General features: G+C 57.7%; 21 protein-coding genes, 1 tRNA gene and 3 pseudogenes. 10 read left to right on the top strand and 15 right to left on the bottom strand.

The window, feature by feature from the left end; genetic code table 11:
* Positions 1 to 126 precede the first annotated feature (126 nt).
* Positions 127 to 600, top strand: a complete 474-nt coding sequence (locus tag FHT77_RS26695; RefSeq protein ID WP_183758013.1) for a nuclear transport factor 2 family protein — start codon at positions 127 to 129, stop codon at positions 598 to 600.
* A 557-nt stretch (positions 601 to 1,157) separates the two neighbouring features.
* Here FHT77_RS26695 and FHT77_RS26690 read toward each other — a convergent pair.
* Positions 1,158 to 1,233: transfer RNA gene (locus FHT77_RS26690), tRNA-Val, on the bottom strand.
* 47 nt (positions 1,234 to 1,280) lie between these two features.
* On the opposite strand from FHT77_RS26690, the pseudogene FHT77_RS31985 reads away from it, so the two are divergent.
* The 7 genes and pseudogenes from FHT77_RS31985 to FHT77_RS26660 form a co-directional block, all read left to right on the top strand.
* Positions 1,281 to 1,421: pseudogene (locus tag FHT77_RS31985) on the top strand (GntR family transcriptional regulator); the annotation flags it as partial.
* A gap of 70 nt (positions 1,422 to 1,491) precedes the next feature.
* Positions 1,492 to 2,433: pseudogene (locus FHT77_RS26680) on the top strand (GlxA family transcriptional regulator); the annotation flags it as partial.
* Positions 2,434 to 3,183 carry an MOSC domain-containing protein gene (locus FHT77_RS31670; protein WP_312859778.1) on the top strand — a complete coding sequence of 250 codons (750 nt, stop codon included), beginning with the start codon at positions 2,434 to 2,436 and terminating at the stop codon, positions 3,181 to 3,183.
* A 121-nt stretch (positions 3,184 to 3,304) separates the two neighbouring features.
* Positions 3,305 to 3,493 (top strand): hypothetical protein, encoded by a 189-nt coding sequence (locus FHT77_RS26670; protein WP_183758011.1) that lies wholly within the window; start codon positions 3,305 to 3,307, stop codon positions 3,491 to 3,493.
* A 343-nt stretch (positions 3,494 to 3,836) separates the two neighbouring features.
* On the top strand, positions 3,837 to 4,334 hold the full coding sequence (locus FHT77_RS26665; RefSeq protein ID WP_183758009.1) for a YidB family protein: 498 nt from the start codon (positions 3,837 to 3,839) through the stop codon (positions 4,332 to 4,334).
* A 162-nt stretch (positions 4,335 to 4,496) separates the two neighbouring features.
* On the top strand, positions 4,497 to 5,018 hold the full coding sequence (locus FHT77_RS31665; RefSeq protein WP_246720195.1) for a hypothetical protein: 522 nt from the start codon (positions 4,497 to 4,499) through the stop codon (positions 5,016 to 5,018).
* Positions 5,019 to 5,116: 98 nt separating this feature from the next.
* Positions 5,117 to 6,571, top strand: coding sequence for a N,N-dimethylformamidase beta subunit family domain-containing protein (locus tag FHT77_RS26660; protein WP_246720194.1), 1,455 nt, complete (start codon positions 5,117 to 5,119; stop codon positions 6,569 to 6,571).
* Here FHT77_RS26660 and FHT77_RS26655 read toward each other — a convergent pair.
* The 7 genes from FHT77_RS26655 to FHT77_RS26625 form a co-directional block, all read right to left on the bottom strand.
* Positions 6,504 to 7,286: an ABC transporter ATP-binding protein gene (locus tag FHT77_RS26655; RefSeq protein WP_183758007.1), complete on the bottom strand. Its 783-nt coding sequence runs from the start codon at positions 7,284 to 7,286 to the stop codon at positions 6,504 to 6,506. The genes FHT77_RS26660 and FHT77_RS26655 overlap by 68 nt on opposite strands.
* Position 7,287: 1 nt before the next feature.
* Positions 7,288 to 8,148: an ABC transporter permease gene (locus tag FHT77_RS26650; protein ID WP_183758005.1), complete on the bottom strand. Its 861-nt coding sequence runs from the start codon at positions 8,146 to 8,148 to the stop codon at positions 7,288 to 7,290.
* Between the two features lie 20 nt (positions 8,149 to 8,168).
* On the bottom strand, positions 8,169 to 9,182 hold the full coding sequence (locus tag FHT77_RS26645; RefSeq protein WP_183758003.1) for an ABC transporter substrate-binding protein: 1,014 nt from the start codon (positions 9,180 to 9,182) through the stop codon (positions 8,169 to 8,171).
* A gap of 192 nt (positions 9,183 to 9,374) precedes the next feature.
* Positions 9,375 to 10,106: a histidine utilization repressor gene (hutC, locus tag FHT77_RS26640; RefSeq protein ID WP_183758001.1), complete on the bottom strand. Its 732-nt coding sequence runs from the start codon at positions 10,104 to 10,106 to the stop codon at positions 9,375 to 9,377.
* Positions 10,107 to 10,141: 35 nt separating this feature from the next.
* Positions 10,142 to 11,155 carry a zinc-binding dehydrogenase gene (locus FHT77_RS26635; protein ID WP_183757999.1) on the bottom strand — a complete coding sequence of 338 codons (1,014 nt, stop codon included), beginning with the start codon at positions 11,153 to 11,155 and terminating at the stop codon, positions 10,142 to 10,144.
* Between the two features lie 4 nt (positions 11,156 to 11,159).
* Entirely contained in the window at positions 11,160 to 12,488 is a 1,329-nt protein-coding gene (hisD, locus tag FHT77_RS26630; protein ID WP_183757997.1) for a histidinol dehydrogenase, read from the bottom strand.
* A gap of 265 nt (positions 12,489 to 12,753) precedes the next feature.
* Entirely contained in the window at positions 12,754 to 13,524 is a 771-nt protein-coding gene (locus FHT77_RS26625; protein WP_183757995.1) for an SDR family NAD(P)-dependent oxidoreductase, read from the bottom strand.
* A gap of 334 nt (positions 13,525 to 13,858) precedes the next feature.
* Here FHT77_RS26625 and FHT77_RS26620 point away from each other — a divergent pair, with 334 nt between their 5' ends.
* Positions 13,859 to 14,638: an alpha/beta hydrolase gene (locus tag FHT77_RS26620; protein ID WP_183757993.1), complete on the top strand. Its 780-nt coding sequence runs from the start codon at positions 13,859 to 13,861 to the stop codon at positions 14,636 to 14,638.
* Between the two features lie 138 nt (positions 14,639 to 14,776).
* Here the strand turns inward: FHT77_RS26620 and FHT77_RS26615 are convergent, their stop codons facing one another.
* The 4 genes and pseudogenes from FHT77_RS26615 to FHT77_RS26600 all read right to left on the bottom strand — a co-directional run bounded on the left by FHT77_RS26615 (position 14,777) and on the right by FHT77_RS26600 (position 17,462).
* Entirely contained in the window at positions 14,777 to 15,244 is a 468-nt protein-coding gene (locus FHT77_RS26615; protein ID WP_310503306.1) for an HD domain-containing protein, read from the bottom strand.
* A 216-nt stretch (positions 15,245 to 15,460) separates the two neighbouring features.
* A pseudogene (locus FHT77_RS26610) lies at positions 15,461 to 15,631 on the bottom strand (ATPase); the annotation flags it as partial.
* An 11-nt stretch (positions 15,632 to 15,642) separates the two neighbouring features.
* A complete protein-coding gene (locus FHT77_RS26605) occupies positions 15,643 to 16,992 on the bottom strand; it encodes a chloride channel protein (protein WP_183757991.1) in 1,350 nt (449 codons plus the stop codon).
* Positions 16,993 to 17,210: 218 nt separating this feature from the next.
* Positions 17,211 to 17,462, bottom strand: coding sequence for a GlsB/YeaQ/YmgE family stress response membrane protein (locus tag FHT77_RS26600; RefSeq protein WP_183757989.1), 252 nt, complete (start codon positions 17,460 to 17,462; stop codon positions 17,211 to 17,213).
* 499 nt (positions 17,463 to 17,961) lie between these two features.
* On the opposite strand from FHT77_RS26600, the gene FHT77_RS26595 reads away from it, so the two are divergent.
* Positions 17,962 to 18,858 carry a DUF72 domain-containing protein gene (locus FHT77_RS26595; RefSeq protein WP_183757987.1) on the top strand — a complete coding sequence of 299 codons (897 nt, stop codon included), beginning with the start codon at positions 17,962 to 17,964 and terminating at the stop codon, positions 18,856 to 18,858.
* Between the two features lie 270 nt (positions 18,859 to 19,128).
* On the opposite strand, the gene FHT77_RS26590 is transcribed toward FHT77_RS26595, so the two are convergent.
* The 3 genes from FHT77_RS26590 to FHT77_RS26580 form a co-directional block, all read right to left on the bottom strand.
* On the bottom strand, positions 19,129 to 19,395 hold the full coding sequence (locus FHT77_RS26590; protein WP_183757985.1) for a hypothetical protein: 267 nt from the start codon (positions 19,393 to 19,395) through the stop codon (positions 19,129 to 19,131).
* A gap of 171 nt (positions 19,396 to 19,566) precedes the next feature.
* Complete coding sequence (locus FHT77_RS26585) at positions 19,567 to 20,199, bottom strand: hypothetical protein (RefSeq protein ID WP_183757983.1); 633 nt, start codon at positions 20,197 to 20,199, stop codon at positions 19,567 to 19,569.
* A gap of 132 nt (positions 20,200 to 20,331) precedes the next feature.
* Positions 20,332 to 21,897 carry a response regulator gene (locus tag FHT77_RS26580; RefSeq protein ID WP_183757982.1) on the bottom strand — a complete coding sequence of 522 codons (1,566 nt, stop codon included), beginning with the start codon at positions 21,895 to 21,897 and terminating at the stop codon, positions 20,332 to 20,334.
* Positions 21,898 to 21,901 lie beyond the last annotated feature (4 nt).

Below are 21,901 nucleotides of genomic sequence, written 5' to 3'. Positions count from 1 at the left end.
CCCTAACACCGTTCCCATTGCAGCGGGGTCCAAGCACCAATATTTGGCTGAGAACCTAGGACCTGCAAAAATTCATTGGCAATATATTTGCAGCAAATCGGCGATCGAAGCGGAAGGGGTATGCAAATGCATGAAGAACGCCCACCGTTCCCTCCTTGCATCATCGAAAGTGCCGTTTTGAAGGTGAGGGGTGCCGAAGACGCATGGAACACCTGCGATCCCCATAAGGTCTCGCTCGCGTATACCGAGGACAGCCAATGGCGCAATCGCGCCGAGTTTGTCACCGGTCGCGAAGCAATCGTTGGCTTCCTCACGCGCAAGTGGGCGCGCGAACTGGAATTCCGACTTATTAAGGAACTATGGTCGGCTCACGAAAACCGGATAGCAGTGCGGTTCGCATACGAATGGCATGACGACTCGGGCAACTGGTTCAGATCCTATGGTAACGAAAATTGGGAATTTGCATCCAACGGCCTGATGCGACGCCGATACGCCTCCATCAACGATCTGCCGATCAAGGAACAGGAGCGCAAGTACAGGTGGGACCGTGGCGGCCCTCGACCGGTCGACCATCCTGGTCTTTCTGACCTCGGATTGTAGAGCTCGCGCCAGATTTTTCCCCGGGATGGGAGCGGATCGGATGCATGACCCAAGCCTTGCATCCAGGCACGCGGCCCAAGCAGCGTGACGGCCAATGCAACTCAAGTCTCAAATGCATATCAATCGTGTGATGTAGCGCGATCATGCATTGCTTGATCTATGGGGACCCATGCGACAGGTCACCGACCACCACCGGCGCGGCGACGACGCCGTTCATGATAGAGGCCGAGAGGCGCGCGTGGCCCTTGTCCATTCCAGCAAGGAGCTCGATGGAAGCTTGAACTTTCTATCGCTTCCATGACCGAGGAGAACGTCGAGTAAAAAGCTCGGGCGGGGCCCGAGAAGTCTTCTGGCTCCGGCTTCACAATCATCGTCATAGTGATCGCGATGACTGCAGTCACAGGGTGCTCATGGCAGGCCGAAACCCTCTCCGGGTTAAGCCTCCTCAGGCTGTCCCCCTTGCCACTGCATACCTTGCCAACCGGAACGAGAAAACACGATATCGCGAGGCGCGTCTGTGATACGACGCATCTATTTTGAAACATTTGTGAGGAATCTGGTGGGCGATGAGAGACTCGAACTCCCGACATCCTCGGTGTAAACGAGGCGCTCTACCAACTGAGCTAATCGCCCTCGCGAGATCGGTCCGGTTCGGTCCGCCGCGTCGGTGGCCGTGATCTATGCGGATCATGGAGCTTGCCCCGGGTGCTGTCCTTGACGAGGTAGCGCTGAGCGAAGAATTCGGCTTGTCGCGCCCCCCGGTGCGAGAACTGATGCGCCAGATGGCTGGAGAAGGCTTCATCGAGCTGGAGGCAAACCGCGCTGCGCGAGTGAGCTCGATGAGCTACCAACTACAGGCAGGGAGACGCGGTCGGCAAATCCGCCAGCCGTCTGAAGGTCGGATTCGTGCTCGCTCGATCCTTTACGCTTTCAGCGTTTGCGCTCTTCGTCGATACGCTGAGGCCTGCGAGCGACGAGCACGACCGTTCGGGACGCGTGACCGCAAACTGGCAGGTGCTTGGAAGTACCAGGCATCTGATCACCTCCAGCTGCGGCGTGCAGGTGGCCCCGACCCCGGATTTCGTCGATCCGGCGAGTTTGATGACATTGTTGTTGTTGGGGGACTTCTGACAGCCATGGATCCGGTCGATCGCGACACGATCGCTTTCGCCAAGCGTGCGGATGCGGCCAGGATCCCGTTGATCGGTCTCTGCACCGACTCATTCATCCTTGCCGAGGCTGGATTGATGACGAAGCATGAGACATGCGTGAGCTGGCTGCACTACAAGGAATTTCGCGAACGCTTTCCCGATCTTGCCGTGCGATCGGATCGGATATTCAACCTGGATCGGCAACGCGGTTCCTGTGCCGGCGGAAGCAGCGCCGCCGATATCGCAGCCGTCCTCGTGCTCCGGTATATCAGTCGCGAGGCCGAGAGAAATGCCCTGGAAGTCCTGCAGATCGAAAAGGCGCGTTCCGCCGGCGACATCCAGCCCGGCGCCCTTTGCACGATGACTATGAAGACAAGTGCGTGAAAGCCGCGATGATCATGATGGAACAGCACATCGAGGGTGGGATGACGATCCCGAGGCTCGCAGCCTCGGTTCGTTTGTCACGGCGACAACTTGAGCGATTGTTTCTGATCAAGGCTGGAAGTCTCCCGCACAGGCTTACACACGCGTGCGCATGGAGAGGGCGCGGGCGCTATTGGTGCAATCGAAGACGTCGCTGATCGAAATTGCTCTTGACGTCGGCTACGAGAATGCCTCTCACTTCACGCGCACGTTCAAGCGCATCTTTGGCCAGACACCGACACAGGTTCGGGCCTCTGCAATGGGGATTCAATGGATGCGCAAGGTCGGAACGATCCGTGAGCTGTGGCGATATCCAGTCAGTTCAACTACGGGCGAACAGATCGAACAATGTAGGCTTACGGCGACTGGCCTTGTCGGTGATCGTCAGTTTGCCCTGGTCGATGCGGCGACGGGTGTGGTCGCATATCCCGAGCGTGAAAAGCGCTGGCAAAGAGCGGTCTTTGTCAAGTCGCGGACCGCGTCGGATGGTGATGTGGAAGTCCAAGTGCCCGGCCACAACTGGTTTCCTATCACTGCGCCGCGGCTGCTGGAGGCGCTCACGAGCTTCTTTGAATTCGAGGTGGCGGTCAGACCATATGAGAGAACGGGGTCCGCGTCCGGCGACGCTTTATTTGCGGCTGACCGGTACGTGGTATCACCCTTGCATCTTCTGACAAGCGCTTCGGTCGACCATCTGAAGGAGATCCACCCCAGTGGAAATCCTGACCGACGTAGGTTCCGACCCAACATTTATCTGGAGGCTGAGGCCGATCTTTCCGGGTTTGCCGAACTGCACTGGATCGACGCGCCTGTTCGTCTTGGAAATGTCGCCGCGACGGTAATCGCGCCAACCAAACGATGCGGTTTTACGATCATCGCTCAGGATGGTCTGGAAAACGATCCCGACATTCTCCGGAACGTGATGAAATTTGGGAACCGCAATATGGGGGTCTATTGCCGACCGGATGAGCCAGGGGCAATCCGTCTTGGCGATGCGGTTTTCGTCTAGTTTCAAACTTGTCGCAGGTCTGAGAAAATTCACCTCTGATTTGGCCTCTATGCGGCGGATGTGGGCAGGAACGAAGTCAATGGCCACTCGTTAATCTGCGAGAGACGCAGAGGAGACCAAAATGGGTATCGAGGAAGCCAAGACCGAAAAAGGTAGAGACTCCGCACGCGGATTGCGGAAGAACGCCGCCAAGGAAGAGAAAAAAGTTGAAGCTCAGAAAGGGTCGGATCTGGCAAAAGGTGCCGATCGCTTCGAAGAGCGTTCCAAGAGTTCCGACGGCAAGAGCGCAGCGACCAAGCAAAGACTCTGAAACGGTACCTCACGGCGATCTCCGCGATTGGGGAGCATGTCATACGCTGTTGGCAATCGTAGGCCATTCGTTGAGCTGCGATGAACGTTCGGTGCGACCCCTCAACGGTCGAGGTCGACGGCACAACGGCACCGCGTTCTGATGTCCGAAAATTGGCGGGCTTTGCCGCACGAACGGCTGGGCTATCGAAGCTTCGCTTCGCGAGACGACGAAAGGCCCTCGTCGAGCAACACACACCGCAATGACTGGATTTTCGGAACTTACCCGCAGTGCAGGAATTATGGGACCGACTTCGATTTCCGGACTCGAAGTCTTGGACCTGCGGCAAAACAAGGAGCGCTCCATGAACAGGAATTTGACAGCCCTTTTGGGCGTATTGGCTGTGGCTGGGTACCAGAACAGGGACAAAATCCAGGAAATTCTGCGAAAGCTTGTCGACAGCGGGCAAGGAACCGCGGGACAACCTGCCGGAGGCACCGAGGCGAGCGGCGCTGATAACGGATTGGGGGGACTGCTGGGCGGCTTGTTCAGGCCGGGTGGTGTTGGAGATTTGTTGAAGGGCGGCTCGGTTGGATCAGTCGTGAGCGATGGGCTTGGCAGTCTGCTTGATCAATTTTCGAAGAATGGCAAGGGAGAGGTGGCGGGCTCCTGGGTCAATCAAGGTCCAAATCAGCCGATCGATCACCCGGAGCTGGTGCAGGCGCTGGGCCCGGAGCTACTGGCAGAGTTGCAACGAAAGACCGGACTGGACCGCGACGAGATTATCTCACGGCTATCGAAATCTCTTCCGGAAGCTGTCGATAGCCTAACACCTGACGGAACGGTTCCGGCAAACGCCTGACGTCACGCCGTACGGTGAGCTGCAGCCACTGACCGCCGGCAATGCCGAAGGCGCTGATTTCGCCATTGAGGCATTTCGTGCAGGATTGGTCTCGTCTGATTTGGTAGGAGCCGGTCACGAAGAGACGGGAACGCGATGCGACGAAGATTGAATCATAGCGCGATGCCTGCGGTCGGCTACGTTGAGCCGTGGAGCGTGCGCGCAGGAGGCTGGGTAGCGTGTCATGTTTCCTGTGCCGACCCAACGGCGCAGGCCACGGTCGTGACAATTGACCGGGATAAGAACGAGCACCTGAATTGGACAGTCAGGAAGGCATCTCGGTCTTTTGAGGTAAAAGCATACGACCTCGGCTCCTGGGTCGAAATTCCGATGTTCGATGTCGGTCAGGATTTCGTCCTTGATGTCGAGATTCTGTTCACCTCCAATGATGTCGTGAAGCCCGTCATTACTTGGCCGGGCTTCTTGCTGACCATCGATCGTGATGGACGGTTACAGGCCAATGGCACGGACGTCGCGACGATCGCCAATGAGACCTGGTACGGTCTATCCCTCTCGTTCCATGCCGGGGAACTGTGTTTAAGGCTTTCGCCCCATCACGGTGGAAGGGAAGTGGAGAGCAGGACATCTGGCCTGCCAAAACCAGCCACCATCATATTGGCGCCGAGGCCTCACACGCGCAACTGACGCTCAACGCACGCATCGGGAGGATCAGTCTTAAGACCGCATCCGGTAAATTGCGTTGGTGCTTCCCGGTTCGTGGCCCTGTCGAGAGCCTCAAGCCTATGGATGGTGGCGGGCCAGACCTTCGCATTTGCAATGCTCCGACTTTTGCGGTTGCCTCACCTCGATTTACCGGCGAGATTCACGACCCGCGTGTCGACGCCGATCATTTTGACGCGATCCATCTGCACGATGACGACTTTGCCGGCTTCGACTGGGCAGCCGATCTCGTCATATCGGTGCCGGCGGACGCACGACCGGGCGTCTATGCCGTCGCAATAGAGACGGACCGAGGGGTTGAGCAGCTTCCATTCTTTGTTCGCCCGCAAGCTCCTACGTCATCGGTTGCCGTGCTCCTGCCGACCGCCACCTATCTCGCATACGCGGATGAACAGCTGCCGCCGGACCGGTATCCGTGGCATGGCAGCGATCGTTCCCACCTTTTCGCAATCGACAACAATTTCCTGAGCCTTTACGACGTCCACAGCGACATGAGCGGGGTCAGCCTCACAAGCAGTCGGCGGCCTCGCGCCACCCTTCGCGCAGACTATCACTATCCCCTCTCGAACTCGCCGCATCTCCTTCCGGTCGATTTGCAGCTTCTGAAATTTCTCGGCCGCCATGGAATTGATGTCGACATCCTGACTGACCATGATCTCGATGACGAAGGAAGAGCAGCCATCACGCCTTATCGACTGCTTTTGACAGGCAGTCATCCGGAATACTGGTCATCGGCCATGATGACTGGGCTGAAGGAATATCTCAGTTCCGGCGGTAGCCTTGCTTACCTCGGTGGAAACGGATTTTATTGGGTCGTAGCGTTCCAGGGCGACAAAATGGAGCTGCGGCGCGGGAAGAACGACATCTGGTCGGGCAGACCGGGCGAAATCCATCTCGCAATGACCGGCGAGCCCGGTGGAAACTGGGAGGATCGCGGCCTTCATCATCCGCAAGCTCTTGTCGGCGTCACCTACGTGATCATGAGCTTCGGCAAATCTCGACCCTATCGGCGGCTCGAGGAAAGCCACTATGGCGACTATGCGTGGCTCTTTGACGGCGTTTCACCCAATACCTTCGGAGCCGAAGGCGGCGTGCTTGGAGGTGCTGCCGGCTACGAGATCGATGCGGTCATCCGCTCGGAGGAGACACCAAAGAATCTCGTTCGCCTCGCCGTTGCGGATGGCTTTGACGAGAGCTTCCAGGTGCGGCCCGATCTTTGGGTCGCAGGCGGCGAAGCCGAGCGAACTGCCCTTCGGCGGGCAGACATGACGATCTATCAGCATGAAGGCGGGGGCGTTGTCTTTTCGACGGGCTCCGTGGCCTGGATCGGTGCGCTGCCAAACCCGTCGCAGGATAACGACGTCGGACGCATCATGCTGAACTTGATGGGAAGGTTTGGTTGGAATAGTGACGAAGGAGGCCGATGCCGCGAGCCGGCCTCCGTGGGGTTCAATGTTCCAGTTCGCCCTGGGAGCCCGCACGGATGGCAGCGAGCACTTCCTTTTGGAGCGCGATGAATTCCGTCGTTGAAATCATCTCCTGATTTCGGGGGCGTCCAAGCCCGACGTTGAAGGTCGTACTGATGCGCCCGGGATTGATGCTCATCGCAAGAATGCGATCGGAGAGGTAGACGGCCTCTTCGACATCATGGGTAACGAAGAGAACGGTCAGCCGGTGTTCCTCCCAGATCTGGGTAAGAAGCTCCTGCATCTGGTGACGGGTCAGTGCGTCAAGCGCGCCAAATGGCTCATCCATCAACAGCATTTTCGGACGGTAGGAGAGGGCACGCGCGATGGCGACGCGCTGTTTCATCCCGCCCGAGAGTTGCGAGGGAAAAGCATCGGCGAACTTGTCCAGCTTGACCAGCTCGATGTGATGGCGAGCGACATCCCGGCATTCGGCGGAACTCATCCCGGCCGCCTGCAGGGCGAATTCGACGTTCTGCTGCGCCGTCAGCCATGGCAGGAGCGTATAGGATTGAAAGACGACCCCACGATCGAGCCCCGGGCCAACAATCGGAGCGCCATCCGTCAGAAGGACGCCATTATCAAATCCCTGCAGGCCCGCGACGATGGAAAGAAGCGTGCTCTTGCCGCACCCGGACGCGCCAACCAGGGAGACGAATTCGTTGTCGGCAAGTTCAAGCTCGATATCGCTTAAGGCATGAACGCGGGATTTCCTGCCGCTGTACCACTTGTTGAGGCCCTCGATCTTGAGTTTGGGTTCGCTCATGTCAATGCCTCGAGGAATAGCGGAAGAAGACGCGCTCGAGCGCTTTCATGCTCTGGTCGGTGATCAGGCCGAGCAAGCCAAGCAGCAGAATGTAACCGATGATGGTCTGCGTCTGAAAATATCGTTGCGAGACGACAATGCGATAGCCAAGCCCGGATGTGGCGGCGACAAGTTCGGCAAGGACAAGCCAGGTCCAGGCCCAACCCAGGCTGATGCGCAGGGTATCCCAGATCCCGGGAAGGGCGGATGGCAGGACGATGCGGCGCAGGATCCTGGTTTCCGACATTCCAAGCGTGCGGCCAAGCCCGACGAAGTCGGTTGGAACGCGTTTGACGCTGTCCATGACCATCAGCACCTGCTGGAAGAATGTTCCGATCCAGATGATGACGAATTTCTGGATGTCACTGGTTCCGGCCCAAAGAATGGTAAGGGGCACAAAGGCAACGACCGGCATGTAGCGAACGAAATCGACGAAAGGCTCGATGGCCGCTTCCCATGTCTTGAAACAACCGATCATGATCCCGATCGGGATTGCCATGGCTGAGGCCAGAAGAAACCCGACCAGCATGCGATAGATGCTGATGCCCGCGTCGGTCCAAAGAGTGCCATCGACGGCGAGTTCGACCATCTTGGTCCAGACCGCTGTCGGAGAGGGCAGGAAGATAGGCTTCACCCAACCGGTGCCGGTCGTGATCCACCAGATGGCAAAGAGCAGGACGAAGACGGCAAGAGCGATCATGAAGAAGGCCCGGCCGCCGATCGGATCGCCGATCCGGAACGCGCTTGGCGGCCGGCCGACGCCCGCGCGCGATTGCGCGCGGGATCTCTCCTTGGATGTCGAGGGTATTTCGGAGCTAGACATTACGGTTCCGTTGGCAGAGGTCACTTGTTCGCGGCGTCAACGAACGAGGTGTCGATCATGCTGTCAGCGGAAACGTCCTGTGTGAGAAGGCCGGCCTGTTTGGCTGCCTTCAGAACATCGGCGAAGGTCTTGCTCTTGAAGTCACCGGCAAAGGCCTTCGCAGCCTCCGCGGAGGTGTAGTACTGAACGCCGTCGAAGGCGGTCTTCAGATCATCCGGCGAGGCACCAACGGCCTTTGCAATGATGGCGCGGTCCTCTTCCGTATTGGCCTTGTAGTCGGCAAGTGCCGCATCCCAGGCCTTGATCATCGCCAGCACCTGTCCCGGCCTTTCCTTCAGCACTTCCTCGCGAACGACGAGGACGTCGGAGACGAGACCCGGGTCCTTGCCTGCTTCAAACAGGAGCTGGATGTTCTTGTCCTGGGCAAGTGCGGTCGAAATGTAAGGCTCGTAGGTTACTGCAACGGGAACCTGTCCTGCGATCAATGCGGTTCCGGCGTCGGCTGCCGGCATCGGCACGCGTTCTATGTCCTTGATGGTCATGCCGTTGCTGGCAAGGGCGTAGTTCAGGAGGATATCGCTGGTCGTGCCTTCCTCGAAGGCAATCTTCTTGCCCTTGAGGTCAGCAACGCTCTTGACGTCGCTGCCGGCGAGGATGGCATCGGCCTTCAGGCTGAAATCAAGCAGGGAGACGATCTTTACCGGAAGACCGGCAGCGACCATGCCCATGGCGGTGTGGGTGGCGATGTTGGCGGCATCAAGCTGACCACTTGCGAGCGCGGCGTTGATGTCTTTGTCCTCGGTGAAGTTGACCAGCTCGACGTTCTCGAGATTGGCTTTCTTGAACAGGTCCTTGCTTGCCGCCACGTGCCACTGGCCATAACCGAGCCATGGCTCGATCCCGATCTTGAAGGTGCCAGCCTCCGGCTTTGCCGGGATGTCCTGTGCGACAACCGGACTGAAGGCGAGCGCACCGACGATCCCGAGTGCCAGCGCTCCGCGGTAAACGTGCCTGCTGATGATAGCGTAGTTCATTTCAAACCCCTCTTTTTTCTCGTTGTTAGCGTTGCATCTTTTCAAGTTTCACGCCCGAACATCAAGGCGGAATAGCGGGTGTGATGGCAGTGCTTTTCGATTTGGCATACATTTTAATGTCGCCCTGTCGCTATCCGGTAAGGCTGATGTCTTTCCATTCAGCGCCTCCACGCCACGACCTACCCTAACCAGTCATTTTGCTGGTGGCAGGTATCGGCTCCCGAGCGCATAGCGGCTGCCGACATAGGTGAAGGTATTGACTGTAGCGACGGTCGGTCCGGTCCAAGTCTTCCGGTTGAGGACCAGGCAACTGTCACGTTCACGGATATGCAGAAGCTTTGCGTCCCGTTCCGTCGCGGGAATGGCGCTGATCAGATGCTCGACCTCGGTCAGTGGCGTACTGTGCTGTAGGTAATCGTAGGTCGCACCAGACGTAAAATCCTGATCGAGATAGTATTTCACAAGTGCCGGATTGACGTATCGTTCCTCCAGTTGAACAGGAACGTCATTCTCCCAATGAACGATGAGGGAATGGTCGACCGGTCGGAGCTCTGTGAATTCAAATGCCCCGAGCAGCATTTCATCCGGCTTCTCGATTCTCTCCAGGACGATGACCTCTGCCCGATGTCGACTTCCCCGGTCCTTTATCTCGCTGACGATGTTGCTGATCTCGATCAGGGTGGATTGGGCTCTCGGAGGCGAAACAAAGGTGCCGACTCCCTGGACGCGCCTGAGGTAGCCCTTGTCGGTCAGTTCTCTCAATGCGCGGTGGACAGTCATCCTGGACACTCCGAGCGAGGATACCAGATCGTGCTCGGACGGGAGCCTCCCGTTCTGTGGCCAGTTGCCGTTACCGATGTTGTCGAGGACGAAGTCCTTGACCTTCTCGTAGAGTGGCAGCGCGGTATTTGAGAGACCGGTCAATATTTAAGCTCCGTCTCACGCCTTGCGTGTCTTGATCAATCGGCGATACGAATAATGGTTTTCAGCTTGGTTGCCCGCCCTTCGCTCAATTGGCGATATGCATCGGGAATGTCGTCGAGCGAGGGCCGGACGTCGATGAATTCCAGAAGTGAAGACTGAAGCTCGGGCAAGAGGGCGATGGCATCGCCAAGCTCACTCTCGAAGGCGTGACATCCGACAAGGGCAATCTCGCGCTCGACCAGGGTGTTCGGGTCGAGATCGATCTTCCCGTGGCTGATGCCGACGAGAGCAAAGGTGCCGCCTCCATCGAGGATCTCGATACCCTGTTCGATCGCCTTGGTGTTTCCGGTGGCATCGATTGCGTAACGAAGGGAGGCGCCGTCAAGACCGTCTCTTGTCTTTACCTTGTCGAGCGGAACCGCGGCTCCGCCGCAGATCCTGGCGACCATGTTTGCGCGGTCCACGTTCATGTCCGCAAAGAGCAGCTTTCCGTCATGAAGACGCGACAGAAGCAGGCCGCAAAGGCCGCCAATCGAGCCGCAGCCGATGACTATGACCGCTTCGCCAACGCGGGGGGAGAGCCGACGGACGGCATGAAGGGCCACGGCAAGAGGTTCGGCCATGGCGGCAATGGCAGGGACGAGTGACGGATCGTGCTTCCTGACAAGCCTTGCAGGCAACTGGCTCTGCTCGGCAAAACCGCCATCGCAGACCTCACCGACAAACCCGAGCCGCTCGCAGACATTGGTCCATCCGGCTCTGCAGGCATTGCATTCACCGCAATAGTATCGGGAGTCGGCGACGACCAGGTCGCCCACGGCAAGCCCTTCGACACCCTCTCCAATCGCCGATATCCGTCCACAGAACTCATGCCCGGCGGTCGACGGACGCCTGCTGATCCATTGCCCCGTCCGGAAATTATGAAGGTCCGAGCCGCAGATCCCTGCTGCACGAACATCGATCGTTACGGAGCCCGCCGGTGGAGGGCCGGGACTTTCGATTTCCTCGACCCGAAGATCGAGCGCATCGTGCAGGCGAACGGCCTTCATCGCTTTAGCCTCGCTTCGGGAGATAGTCATCACGGACGGCTGAAACGGCATGCGCGTGGGACGAGAACCCTTCGTATTCGGCAAGCTTATGGGCGCGCTTGGCAAACTCGGGATAGGCAGAGGCCGTCACATAGCCGATCGAACTGCGTTTCACGAAGTCGGTCACAGAGAGCGGACCGAATGTCCGCGCCCAGCGACTCGTCGGAAGCACCGCGTTCGGCCCGAGGCAGAAGTTCGCGATGCTGACGGGCGTATGAGGTCCCATGAGGATTTCCGCCGCCTCGGTGATGTGTCCAAGATGGGCAAAGGGATCCTGCGAGAGAATCTCAAGGTGCTCGGGCGCATAGGCATTGACGAAATCATAGCTCTCCTCAATCGACGAGGTGAGGATGATACCGCCGCATCTGCCTGAAAGGACGGCACTGGAAAATTCTACGCGTTGCTTGGTCATGCGGGCCCAGTGCTCTGGGAGGGCGCCAAGCGCCTCCTCGGCAACCCTGCGGCTATGGGTGACGAGATAGGCGGAGGAGTCGGGGCCGTGCTCGGCCTCGATCAGGAGGTCGAGTGCCGCCAGGCCTCCATGAACGGTGTCGTCAGCGAAGATGATCGCTTCGGAAGGGCCGGCCGGAAGCCCGGTGTCGATGATGCCGGCGAGGCTCCGCTTGGCGGCAACCACCCATGGACTTCCCGGTCCGACGATTTTGAGCGCGGGTTTGATCGTCTCCGTGCCGTAGGCGACAGCGGCGACAGCCTGCGCCCCGCCGACCTTGTAGACCGTCCTGACGCCGGCGAGACGTGCTGCGACAAGCGTTGCGGCATCCACGCTGCCGTCAGGTGCTGGTGGCGTGACGATCGCGAGTTCTGGAACACCTGCTACAACCGCCGGGACGGAGGTCATCATGGTAACGGATGGAAACGACCCCTTGCCGCGTGGGACATAAAGCGCGACCGACTTGATCGGTGTGAAGCGGTCGCCCGCGAAGGCCCCAGGCTTGATCTCCTTCAGCCACATGGCCTCAGGCTTTTGTTCCTCGTGAAAATGGCGGATGTTCTCGATGCCGAAGGTGATTGCCTCGATCACATCTTCACTGACTGCCGTGAAGGCCGTATCGAACTCCGCCTCCGTGACCTTGATGGTTTCTTCCGTGACATTTGCCTTGTCGAGGTCACGTCCGAAGCGGGCAATGGCGCGATCACCCTCCGTTCGCACGGCTTCCAAGATCGGCGCAACCTTTTCGATGAAGGCCGAGATATCGGTCTCGGACCGGCGCAGAAGAGCGACTTTCTCGCCAGCACCAAGTTTCGAATAGTCGTGGAAGGTGACGTCAGTCATTTGCATGGGCCCTTGGTTCTAGACCGCGCAGGCGGCCTTTTGCCACGACAAGGTCGTGGCCGACAAAAACTGGATGCGGCCGGCAGGAGCGCAACGCAACGGGTGCCTCCAGCAGGATTTCTGATCACGCGAGGACGCCGGACTTGAGCCCGGCAGATTCCCAGGAAGTCGACGACTTCGTTGCCGTTATTGTCTATAGTTGTCTATACAGCATGTGTAATGGTGAACCCGTCGCTGTCAAGGGCAAGGACCGCGTTTGGCAGCCTCAGATGGACGCAAGAAAACCGCCATCAATGGCAATACATTGCCCGGTGACATAGGCAGAGGCTTCGCTCGCAAGAAAGACCACGGCACCGCCAATATCGGAAGGTTCACCGAACCTCTTCTGCGGGATCTTGTCGAGCATCCGCTCCGACCAGTTTCCGTCCTGGTAGAAGCCTTCCGTCATTGCCGTGCGGAAGTAACCGGGAGCGATCGCATTTACGCGGATGCCAAGCGGGGCCCATTCGGCCGAGAGCGCACGTGTCATGCCGAGAAGCCCAGACTTCGAAGAGCCGTAGGGCACGGCTGTGGGAATGCCGACATATGAGGTGAGAGAGCAGAGGTTGATGATGCTTCCACCGGTGGCCCGACTGGACATCCGCCGTGCTGTGGCCTGCGACCAGAAGAAGGCACCCTTTAGGTTCGTTCCGATAATCTTGTCCCAGATCGCTTCATCGACATCGAGCGAGGGAGCCACCTGCTCGCAACCGGCATTGTTGACGAGGATATCGATCCCGCTTGCAATCGTATCAAACCGGTTCAACGTTTCGTCGATGGAGGAGACGTCGGTGACATCCTGGGCGCTGGTCAGGCATGTCCTGCCAAGGGCTTCGATTTTCTGTTTCGTCTCATCAAGCGACGTTTCGTCGCGAGCGGTAACACAGAGACTTGCCCCGGCTTGCGCAAGGGAAAGTGCGATCCATTGGCCAAGGCCACGGCTGGCACCGGTTACCACTGCAACCCGTCCGGTCAGGTCGAACATGTTTTGGGGCATGGGATCCTCTTGCTATTGAAACCTATATTGTCGCCGCAAGCATATTTATGCGCAAAAGACCAGTCTTCCTACGACACTGATCGAGGCCTGCGTAAGCGATGGCCATGGTTGTCGACGGACGAACGGTCTTCAGTCTCGTGCTGCTTGTACCTCGACCGATGAACTTCAGGGATTTATCTGCGGGTATGGGTTCGCATCGGAAAGAGCTGATGGCATGCATTGGTGCGGGGGGGACGTTCAAGAGCGGTCATTTGCAGTCTCTGGGCGCGGCCCGCTTGTTGGAACGATTACCCTTTGATGTCGTTCGCCTTCTTCCAACAGAAGAGGAAGTGCTATGACAACCATTGTATTTGTGCACGGCATGTTTCAGAATCCGAAAAGTTGGACGAGATGGGTAGGATACTTCTCCCGTCATGGTTTTGAGTGCGTTGTTCCTGCCTGGCCATTGCACGATGGTGATCCGGCGGAGCTGCGTGAAAGTCCTCCTCCAGGACTTGGCGAACTCAGTCTTGATGACGTCGTCGCGACAATGCAAAGGGTTGTTGGCAACTACGATCGCCCCGTCATGATCGGCCACTCTGTCGGCGGACTTGTCACGCAACTCCTTGTCGCGAAAGGACTCTTATCCGCCGGCGTGGCGATCTCTTCTGTCGCTCCCAATCGTATGCTCGAATTCGACTGGGGTTTCATCAAGAACGCAGCAATCATAGCTAACCCTCTCAAGGGGGATGAACCTGTTTTCATGGATGCCAAGACGTTCCACCGGTCATTCGCGAATTCGCTGTCCAAAGCAGACGCGGCGCTTGCCTTCGAGGAAACTGCGACACACGATAGCCGCAACGTGCTGCGCGACTGCATGGGAGGGGCCGGTCGCATTGATCTGGAATGTCCGCATTCGCCATTGCTGTTGATCGGCGGCGAGAGAGATGAAATCATTCCGTCCGAGCTGAACGAAAAGAACTACAAGGCATACAAGGACGTGGGCAGCGTGACCGATTTCCTGACCTATCCCGGACGCAGCCACTTCATTTGCAACGAGCCGGGTTGGGAAGAGGTGGCGGGCTTCGTCTACCAGTGGGTCGAACGGAATACGGCGGGGAGGCCGGCGATCTAGCCCAACAGCATCCCATCTCATAGCGCTTCGCGGCGGGCAAAAACATCCTGTCTAAAAGTTTGCGAGTGCTTCCAGGCGAATGAGTGCACAGCCGACAAACCGGTCGATGCTATGCGCAACCGACCCGCGTCCGGCGTGTCAGTCGCGTCCGAATTTTTTCTCGATGATCCTGAGCCCATGTTCGTATCTGGACGTATCTGAATTCATCTTTCGAGCCTGGGCAAGGTTGTCCTTGAGATCGGCTATTTTCACGGGCCGGGCAATCTGATTGGACGCTGCCCTGAGGACGAATCTCTCGTCGTCTTCGCCGGGGCGTTTGGTGAGTGCGTCCACGGCATCAACGATCAGCGGGCTGAAGCCCTGTTCGCGAAGCCGTTCCAGACTCCAACCCGGTGCCTTCTCGACCAGATCATGCAGATAGGCGACTGTTCGTTCGTCCTCGTCGGTGACGGCCTCGGCAACACGTTTGCAGTGGGAAAAATAGGGCTCGCCCTGTTTGTCCTTCTGACCCGAGTGGCCATCGAAAGCGAGCTTAACTGCTTTCAGAAGGTCGGACATCGATGCATGCTCATCGGTATCGGTTGCGTGGCCGTCAAAGCTCATCATCTTCACCTCTTCAGGACCGCATCCTGCTTTTCCTTCTGCGGAGAGGTCGCGATGCGTTTCTCAAGAACCGCAGCTTCTCTCTTTTCCCTCACTAAATAGGAGGAAATAGGCCTGTCCGTTCGTTGTGGAAGCCGGACCAAGGTCCGATGGTTCAGTAATGACCTTCGGTCCATTAGCGAGTTGGCAACGTCGATATACGCAACCTCATCCAATCCTTCAGCCATCCAGCCAAGCCGCGAGACCATCCAGTGTCTGCAGCCCATATTTGACCGCACCGAAGCCGATAACGATCTGACGCCGCTCGCGAGTAGGGTCGAGCTGGCGCATCGTCAGCACTGTCTTGCCGTCGCCCTGTTCATCAAAGGTCACGGTGGCGCGAAAACGATCGCAACTGCTGCCTAAGCCGGAGCTTGGATTCTTTGTTCCGACCGACGGGCACGGATCGCGGAGGCGATGAAGACCCTCGAAAGTCCATGATATAGTGGTTCATGCGACAATATCCGCGATGTTAAATAGCCGATCATGGAAACGGCCATGATTGGGATCACGGCCTGGTGATCGCCAGTCATTTCCAGGATGATAACGAAAGCTGTCATCGGCGCTTGCACGACACCGGAAAAGTACCCTGCCATCCCAAGGATCGCTGCCAGGGCAATGCTGGTGCCAAGCAATGATCCAACTGTACTGCCGAACCCTGCGCCCACGGCGAGTGACGGGGCGAAGATACCGCCGGGTATGCCGGACAGCATCGAAAGAAAACTTGCCGCAAGCTTTTCGATGAAGAACAGCATTGGAAGGGCATGACCCTCGATAGCGCCTCTGGCCTGTTCATAGCCAGTGCCGAATGTCGCACTGCCGGATCCAACCCCAATGACGGCAACGAGTAGACCGCAAAGTCCTGCAACCGCGACCGTCCGTGTGAGTGGCTGTGGGTGGACCCAACGGCGAAGGCGCTGACCGAAATGGAGGGCGAAACCACTGAAGCAAGCGCCGAGTGCGCCGCCACCAACACCGCAGATCAAGATCAGCCCCCAATCTCGAATGTCAGTTGGGGTTGCCGATGCTTCGCCGAAATAATTATAGCTACCCGCAAGAGCGAGAGCCGCCATGCCGGAAAGAATGACAGCGGTCAGGACGATACCATTCGCACGCGACTGATAGCTCCGACTCATCTCTTCGATTGCAAAGACGATCCCGGCGAGCGGTGTGTTGAAAGCGGCGGCGATACCGGCTGCGGAACCTGCCAGGATAAGGCCTCTGGCCTGCGCCATGCCTCCGAAGCGAGCCACCGCGAGCATGATTGCTCCGCCAACTTGAACAGTTGGTCCTTCGCGTCCAATCGAAGCGCCGCAAAACAGGCCCAAAATCGTCAGCATGATTTTGCCAACTGCTATCTTCAAAGACAACAAGCGCTGACGGTCTTCATTCTCCTGGAGATGCCGGGCGGCTATCGCCTGCGGAATGCCGCTTCCTTGAGAGTTTGGGAACACTTTGGCTGCTAGATAAGCAGACAGCATAAATCCCAGTGGCGTAATCAACAGAGGCAACAAAAATGCGAACTCACTCGATGATCCAATCGAGGTGAAAGCCTTTTGCGCAAGATCGGCAAGTTTGGCAAATATGACACTTACAACGCCTATCGCGATTGCGCCGAACCAAAATACGGCCCTTGTACGCCAGAGGGACAAGGAACCCCGAAGAACACGAGAACGACGGAAAAGCTTTGATTTGCGATAAGCGCTTGGCATCTGAAACTCTGGCAGAACGGTATTTAACCCGAGCCTTTTAGCGCCATAAAGCAGTACGCGTCACCCCTTACGTCGTGGCTCAAATCATCAACCAATAATTCCACTGCAGCAATTCCTTGATCCCATGGTCGGACTGCATGGTCCGAACCGCCACCTGATGACCGATCGCGCCGGCTTAATGTTTCGCTCTGCAGAAAGTGCCGGTCTGGGCTTACGCATTAGCGGCGGATGAGCCTTCCCACCCAAATCAATATGCAGGCTCCGACAAATCCGGCAACCAGGTATCCGAGCCAACCGCTCAGAACGATACCGACCAGCGAAAGCAAGATATTGGCGATGATAGCCCCAACGATTCCGAGGATGATGTTCATCAGCACCCCCATGTTCGACTTCATGAACTGCTCGGCGAGCCATCCCGCAATACCGCCGATGATAATCGCTGCAATCCAGCCGATACCTGCTTCTTCCATGTTGAACCTCTCGAAATAATGCTGATCCAAATTGACTACAGTTCATTGCACCTAGAGCGGGACGCGCCGCCGTCAATCACCGATCGTTTCTCGAAACTTCAACGGCGGACATACCTGGATGACCGCGACCATCTGGTGCGACGCTTTCGGGCCTTCCGCGTCCCGGGAGGGGTTTCAACTCCAGCCAGCAGCGACAACCGAGGAGGCCGTGTTTCCTGAAAGTTCAACGTTTTGGGCTCCGGACGAAGACGATGCTTCGCTCGGTTGCCGTCCGGCCGGGTTGCCCGGCTCCGGCTATTCGAGTAGCGCACCGGAACGATTTCTTACGAGGGATGTTGTCTCCAGGGATGATGGTCGTCCCAGTTTTTCTTGGAGGCGAAAAAGGCATGGTCCGATCGAAAAGTTGCTTCTCGGCCCTCGCGATAGCCAATGTAATCCGGTCGCAGCCAGGACCCGCCAAACGCATGCAAGATCCGGAGCTCAAACCGGGAATCCGCTGATGTCAGTCCCGGCAGCAGAAGAGGTGGAGGCGCGCAGGGCCCGGCGGGCCTTGCGCCGACAGAAGCAGCGCAATGAAAATGAAGAGCGCGCCGCAAAAATGCACGATCTTAGAATGGGTGCCAAACAGGCCAGCTACCCCGGAGCGCTCTCGGCCGTAAGCAACATTCAAATCGGCTGTTCGGGGTGGTATTACTGGCATTGGAACGGACGATTCTATCCCTCCGATCTTTCACGAAGCCCATGGTTTGCCCATTATCAGAAAAGTTTTCGAACCGTCGAGCTTAATGCCCCGTTTTATTCTTGGCCAACGCTCGCCACCGTAAAGACATGGCTGCGCCAGGCAGATGACGCCTTCGTCTACACCGTGAAAGTATGTGAGTTAATTACGCACATCAAAGCTTTCGAAGGCACCCACGAACTGGTGCGGGACTTCGGCTATATTTCGGACGTGCTTGGAGACCATATGGGGTGCTTTTTGTTCCAGCTGCCTCCGCGCGTGCGCTACACAACGGAGATGCTGGATTTGATCCTCTGTCAGCTTGACCCGGCTCGACGGAACGTCGTCGAATTCCGGCATAAGAGCTGGTGGGATGATACTGTGTTTAGGAAGTTCGAGGCTGCCGGAGTGATCTTTTGTTCAACCAGCGGACCGCGGCTTCCTGATCAACTCGTCAAGACTTCGGACGACGTGTATTTACGTTTTCACGGCACCACCCAGTGGTATCGACATGACTATAGCGACGAGGAGCTGCTCGGATGGGTCGAGCGCATTAAAGCTAGTGGCGCGAAACGGGTCTGGGCCTATTTCAATAACGACCGTGATGCCAATGCAGTCAAGAACGCCGAGACGTTTCGCCGACTGCTTGAAGCGCAGAACCCCATGCTGACCAGCTAGAAAAGCAGGCATTTATCTTTGATAGGGTGGATCGTACGTGGCTGGCAATTTGTGGTGATGGCTTTGTCAGTCACGCCCTGCAAACCCGGCAGCTTGCTTAGCGATCATGTCGAAGTGGCTACCCTCGCTCGGTCACCGCAACGCGATTTCGGTGCTGCTCGTACTGCGAGCCTATTTTAGCCCCGGCAAGGATGGCCAATCCCATCGCGATAATGCTGGCCAGCAAGATAAGCCAGGGTCCAATTTCCCGATTTGATGGTCGGTGAATGCTCATAGCGACGACGATGGCACAAGGCCGATCTGGTTGGGCTGGGGTAGCACAGCTTGCGGGCGCTCGTCACTGTTGAGGGCAGCGCGGGTTTCATCTTCGCCCCAGCCGGCGGCTAGTGCCGAGGAAACCAGAATTTCCAGTCTCTCTGCTTCCGAGGCGTTTGACGTCTCATTGAGGCGATGCCTGGCGGTCTCGAGACACTGCTTGAGGTTGGCTTGCCGGGCAAACGGGTTGTCCGAGTAGGTCGGCGATGCGACGTAGGTCATTTGAGGGCTCCTTTATTTTATCTCACAACGAGCAGCCGTCAGTCCGGTTCCACCCCGTATTCCGACATCATGCCGCCCAGTTCGGCAATTCGGGCCAAATTGGCAATACCGTTGAGATCGTTTAAGCTCAGCAACCGGGACCATTCGAACGGGGTGAGGAAGGCTGACAGCCTAACGAAGAAAGCCTTCGCGCCCGAACTCTTCCCAGCCGCGCAGTTTCGACGGTTCATCGTCGGCGCTCACCTCGGGCGGCGTCGGAGCTTTGCCACCCTTCTTGAGGGAGCGGGTCAGTTTCGCCTTCCAGGCCGCACGCCTTCTGTTTTCCGCCGCAGTTGCGGCGTCGTCTTCGCGCCATTCGTCGACGATACCGCGGTCGAGCATGTCCTCGACCGCCCGTGGGTCGAAGACATGAAAGGTTATCTTGCGTGCACGCCCACGAAGCTTCACCGTTCGGGTTCCAGCACTCGGCAGTCGGCCATCGTTGAGCCAGCGATGTCTCTCGGTTGTGGATATGGATAGGATTTCCTCAATTTCGCGAGGAATCACCGGGAGGCTTTCGATATTTTCAAGTGCCTCGGCGACGACTGCCGAGGCCCTGCGAAACTCGGCTTTCGCACATTCGGGCATTCCCAAGGTGAGAAAGCTACCGCTGAGATCAAGCGACTTGCGGCTTACGGAAGGCAATCGGGCTCTGATCTCGAGGAGGATCCCTTTGGCGCGCACGGATGACCCCAGCGTGGCCGCGGGAGGCAGCGCCCAGGTCTGGATCAGGTCTGAAGGGACATTCTTTCTCGTCTTTGACATCTGACTGTAGATGGGACTTCAAAGCAGAAGCGTCAACGACCAGGCCCGCTTAGGCGCCACTGGATATGCCGTGAATGGGAGGCCTTGGTCCCGACAAGCCCTCGAAGGATCATCGTCGGTAGCTGCACGTCGTTACTGAGCTCTTGGCGTTTCCCGAACAATCTGGCCAAGAACCGATCCAAGTTCGTCCAGATCGACCGGCTTCGTCAGATGGTGGTTGAAACCAGCCGCCGAAGCGAGGTCCTTATCCTTGCTCTGTCCCCATCCGGTCTGGGCGATGATCGGAATATCCTTGAATTCGCCGTCGGCTCTAAATGCGCGGCACACCTCGTACCCATCCATATGAGGCAGGCCGATGTCGAGAAGCACGATGTCGGGTTGGAAGGAGCGGGCCGCCTGAAGAGCTTCCCGTCCGTCATGAACGAGGTGATATTCGTATCCGATCTCCTCCACCATCCAGCCCACCACCTGAGCGACGTCGACGTTGTCATCGACAATGAGAACCTTTCCTGTCTGTTCAGAAACAGTTTCATCCACGCTCGGTCGGGCTTCAGGCGTGGTTTCCGCCGGAGCGGAAACGAGAGGCAGCCGAATGACAAAGCATGTGCCGGTTCCCGTTGGGCCAGCTTTTGCCTCTATCCGGCCGCCATGCAAGGTCACGAGCTGCTTCGAAAGAGAAAGGCCGATGCCCAGGCCGCCCTGGGAACGTGTCAGGTGATCCTCGACCTGGGTGAACAGCAGGAAGACATTTGAGCGCATATGCTCCGGAATGCCGATCCCGTTGTCGGACACCACGATGACGACCTCCGTTGTCTCCCGATAGGCTGTTATCTCAATCCGTCCGCCCTCAGGCGTGTACTTGGCCGCGTTGTTCAGCAGGTTTCCGACGACCTGGGAGAGGCGAGCGGGATCGCCATCGACCCATAGCGCTTCGCTTGGCAGGTCGGCCACAAACCTATGCCCGGCCGCATCGATCGCGGGTCGGCTTCCTTCAACCGCCAGATTGACGATGTCCTGGACTTTGACGGGTTCTCTGCGCAGCTCGATCTTGCCCTGGCTGACACGTGAAACATCGAGAAGATCATCGATCAGCCGCACCAGATGGGATAGCTGGCGATCCATCGTCGACCGAATTTTCTCCGCCTCGGCGCTGTCAGGCTTTCGATTCAGAATGTCGAGCCCGTGGCGAAGTGGTGCGAGTGGGTTGCGCAGTTCGTGAGCGAGCGTTGCAAGGAAGATGTCCTTCCTCTGGTCGGCTTCCTTCAACGCGGTTGCATGCGCTTCAAGCTCATCGCGCTGCATTGCCAGCTGTTGGCGCTGCCGATAGAGTTCAAAGAAAACCTCCGCCTTGCTGCGCAGAATGTCGGGCTCGATCGGCTTCTGGATGAAGTCGACGGCGCCAGCTTCATAGCCCTGGAAACGCCACGACCGGTCAGGGCTACCAGCGGTCACGAAAATAATCGGAACCCGCCGCGACCGTTCGTTTCCCCGCATGAGTTCGGCCAATTCAAAGCCGTTCATGCCAGGCATCTGCACATCGATCAGGGCGAGGGCGATATCGTGCTTCAGCAGAAGTTCCAGGGCTTCATCTCCAGAGCGCGCCTTCAGGAGCCTGAGACCCTCACGGCGCAAGAGCGCCTCCAGGGAAATGAGGTTTTCTTCGAGGTCGTCCACCAGGAGAAAGGACACGGGGTCCATGAGC

Origin of the sequence: Rhizobium sp. BK181 (genome assembly GCF_014193305.1) — a bacterium.
Taxonomy (GTDB): domain Bacteria; phylum Pseudomonadota; class Alphaproteobacteria; order Rhizobiales; family Rhizobiaceae; genus Rhizobium.
Note: the sequence above shows the minus strand (reverse complement) of the source record. Positions and strands in the feature narration are given on the sequence as shown.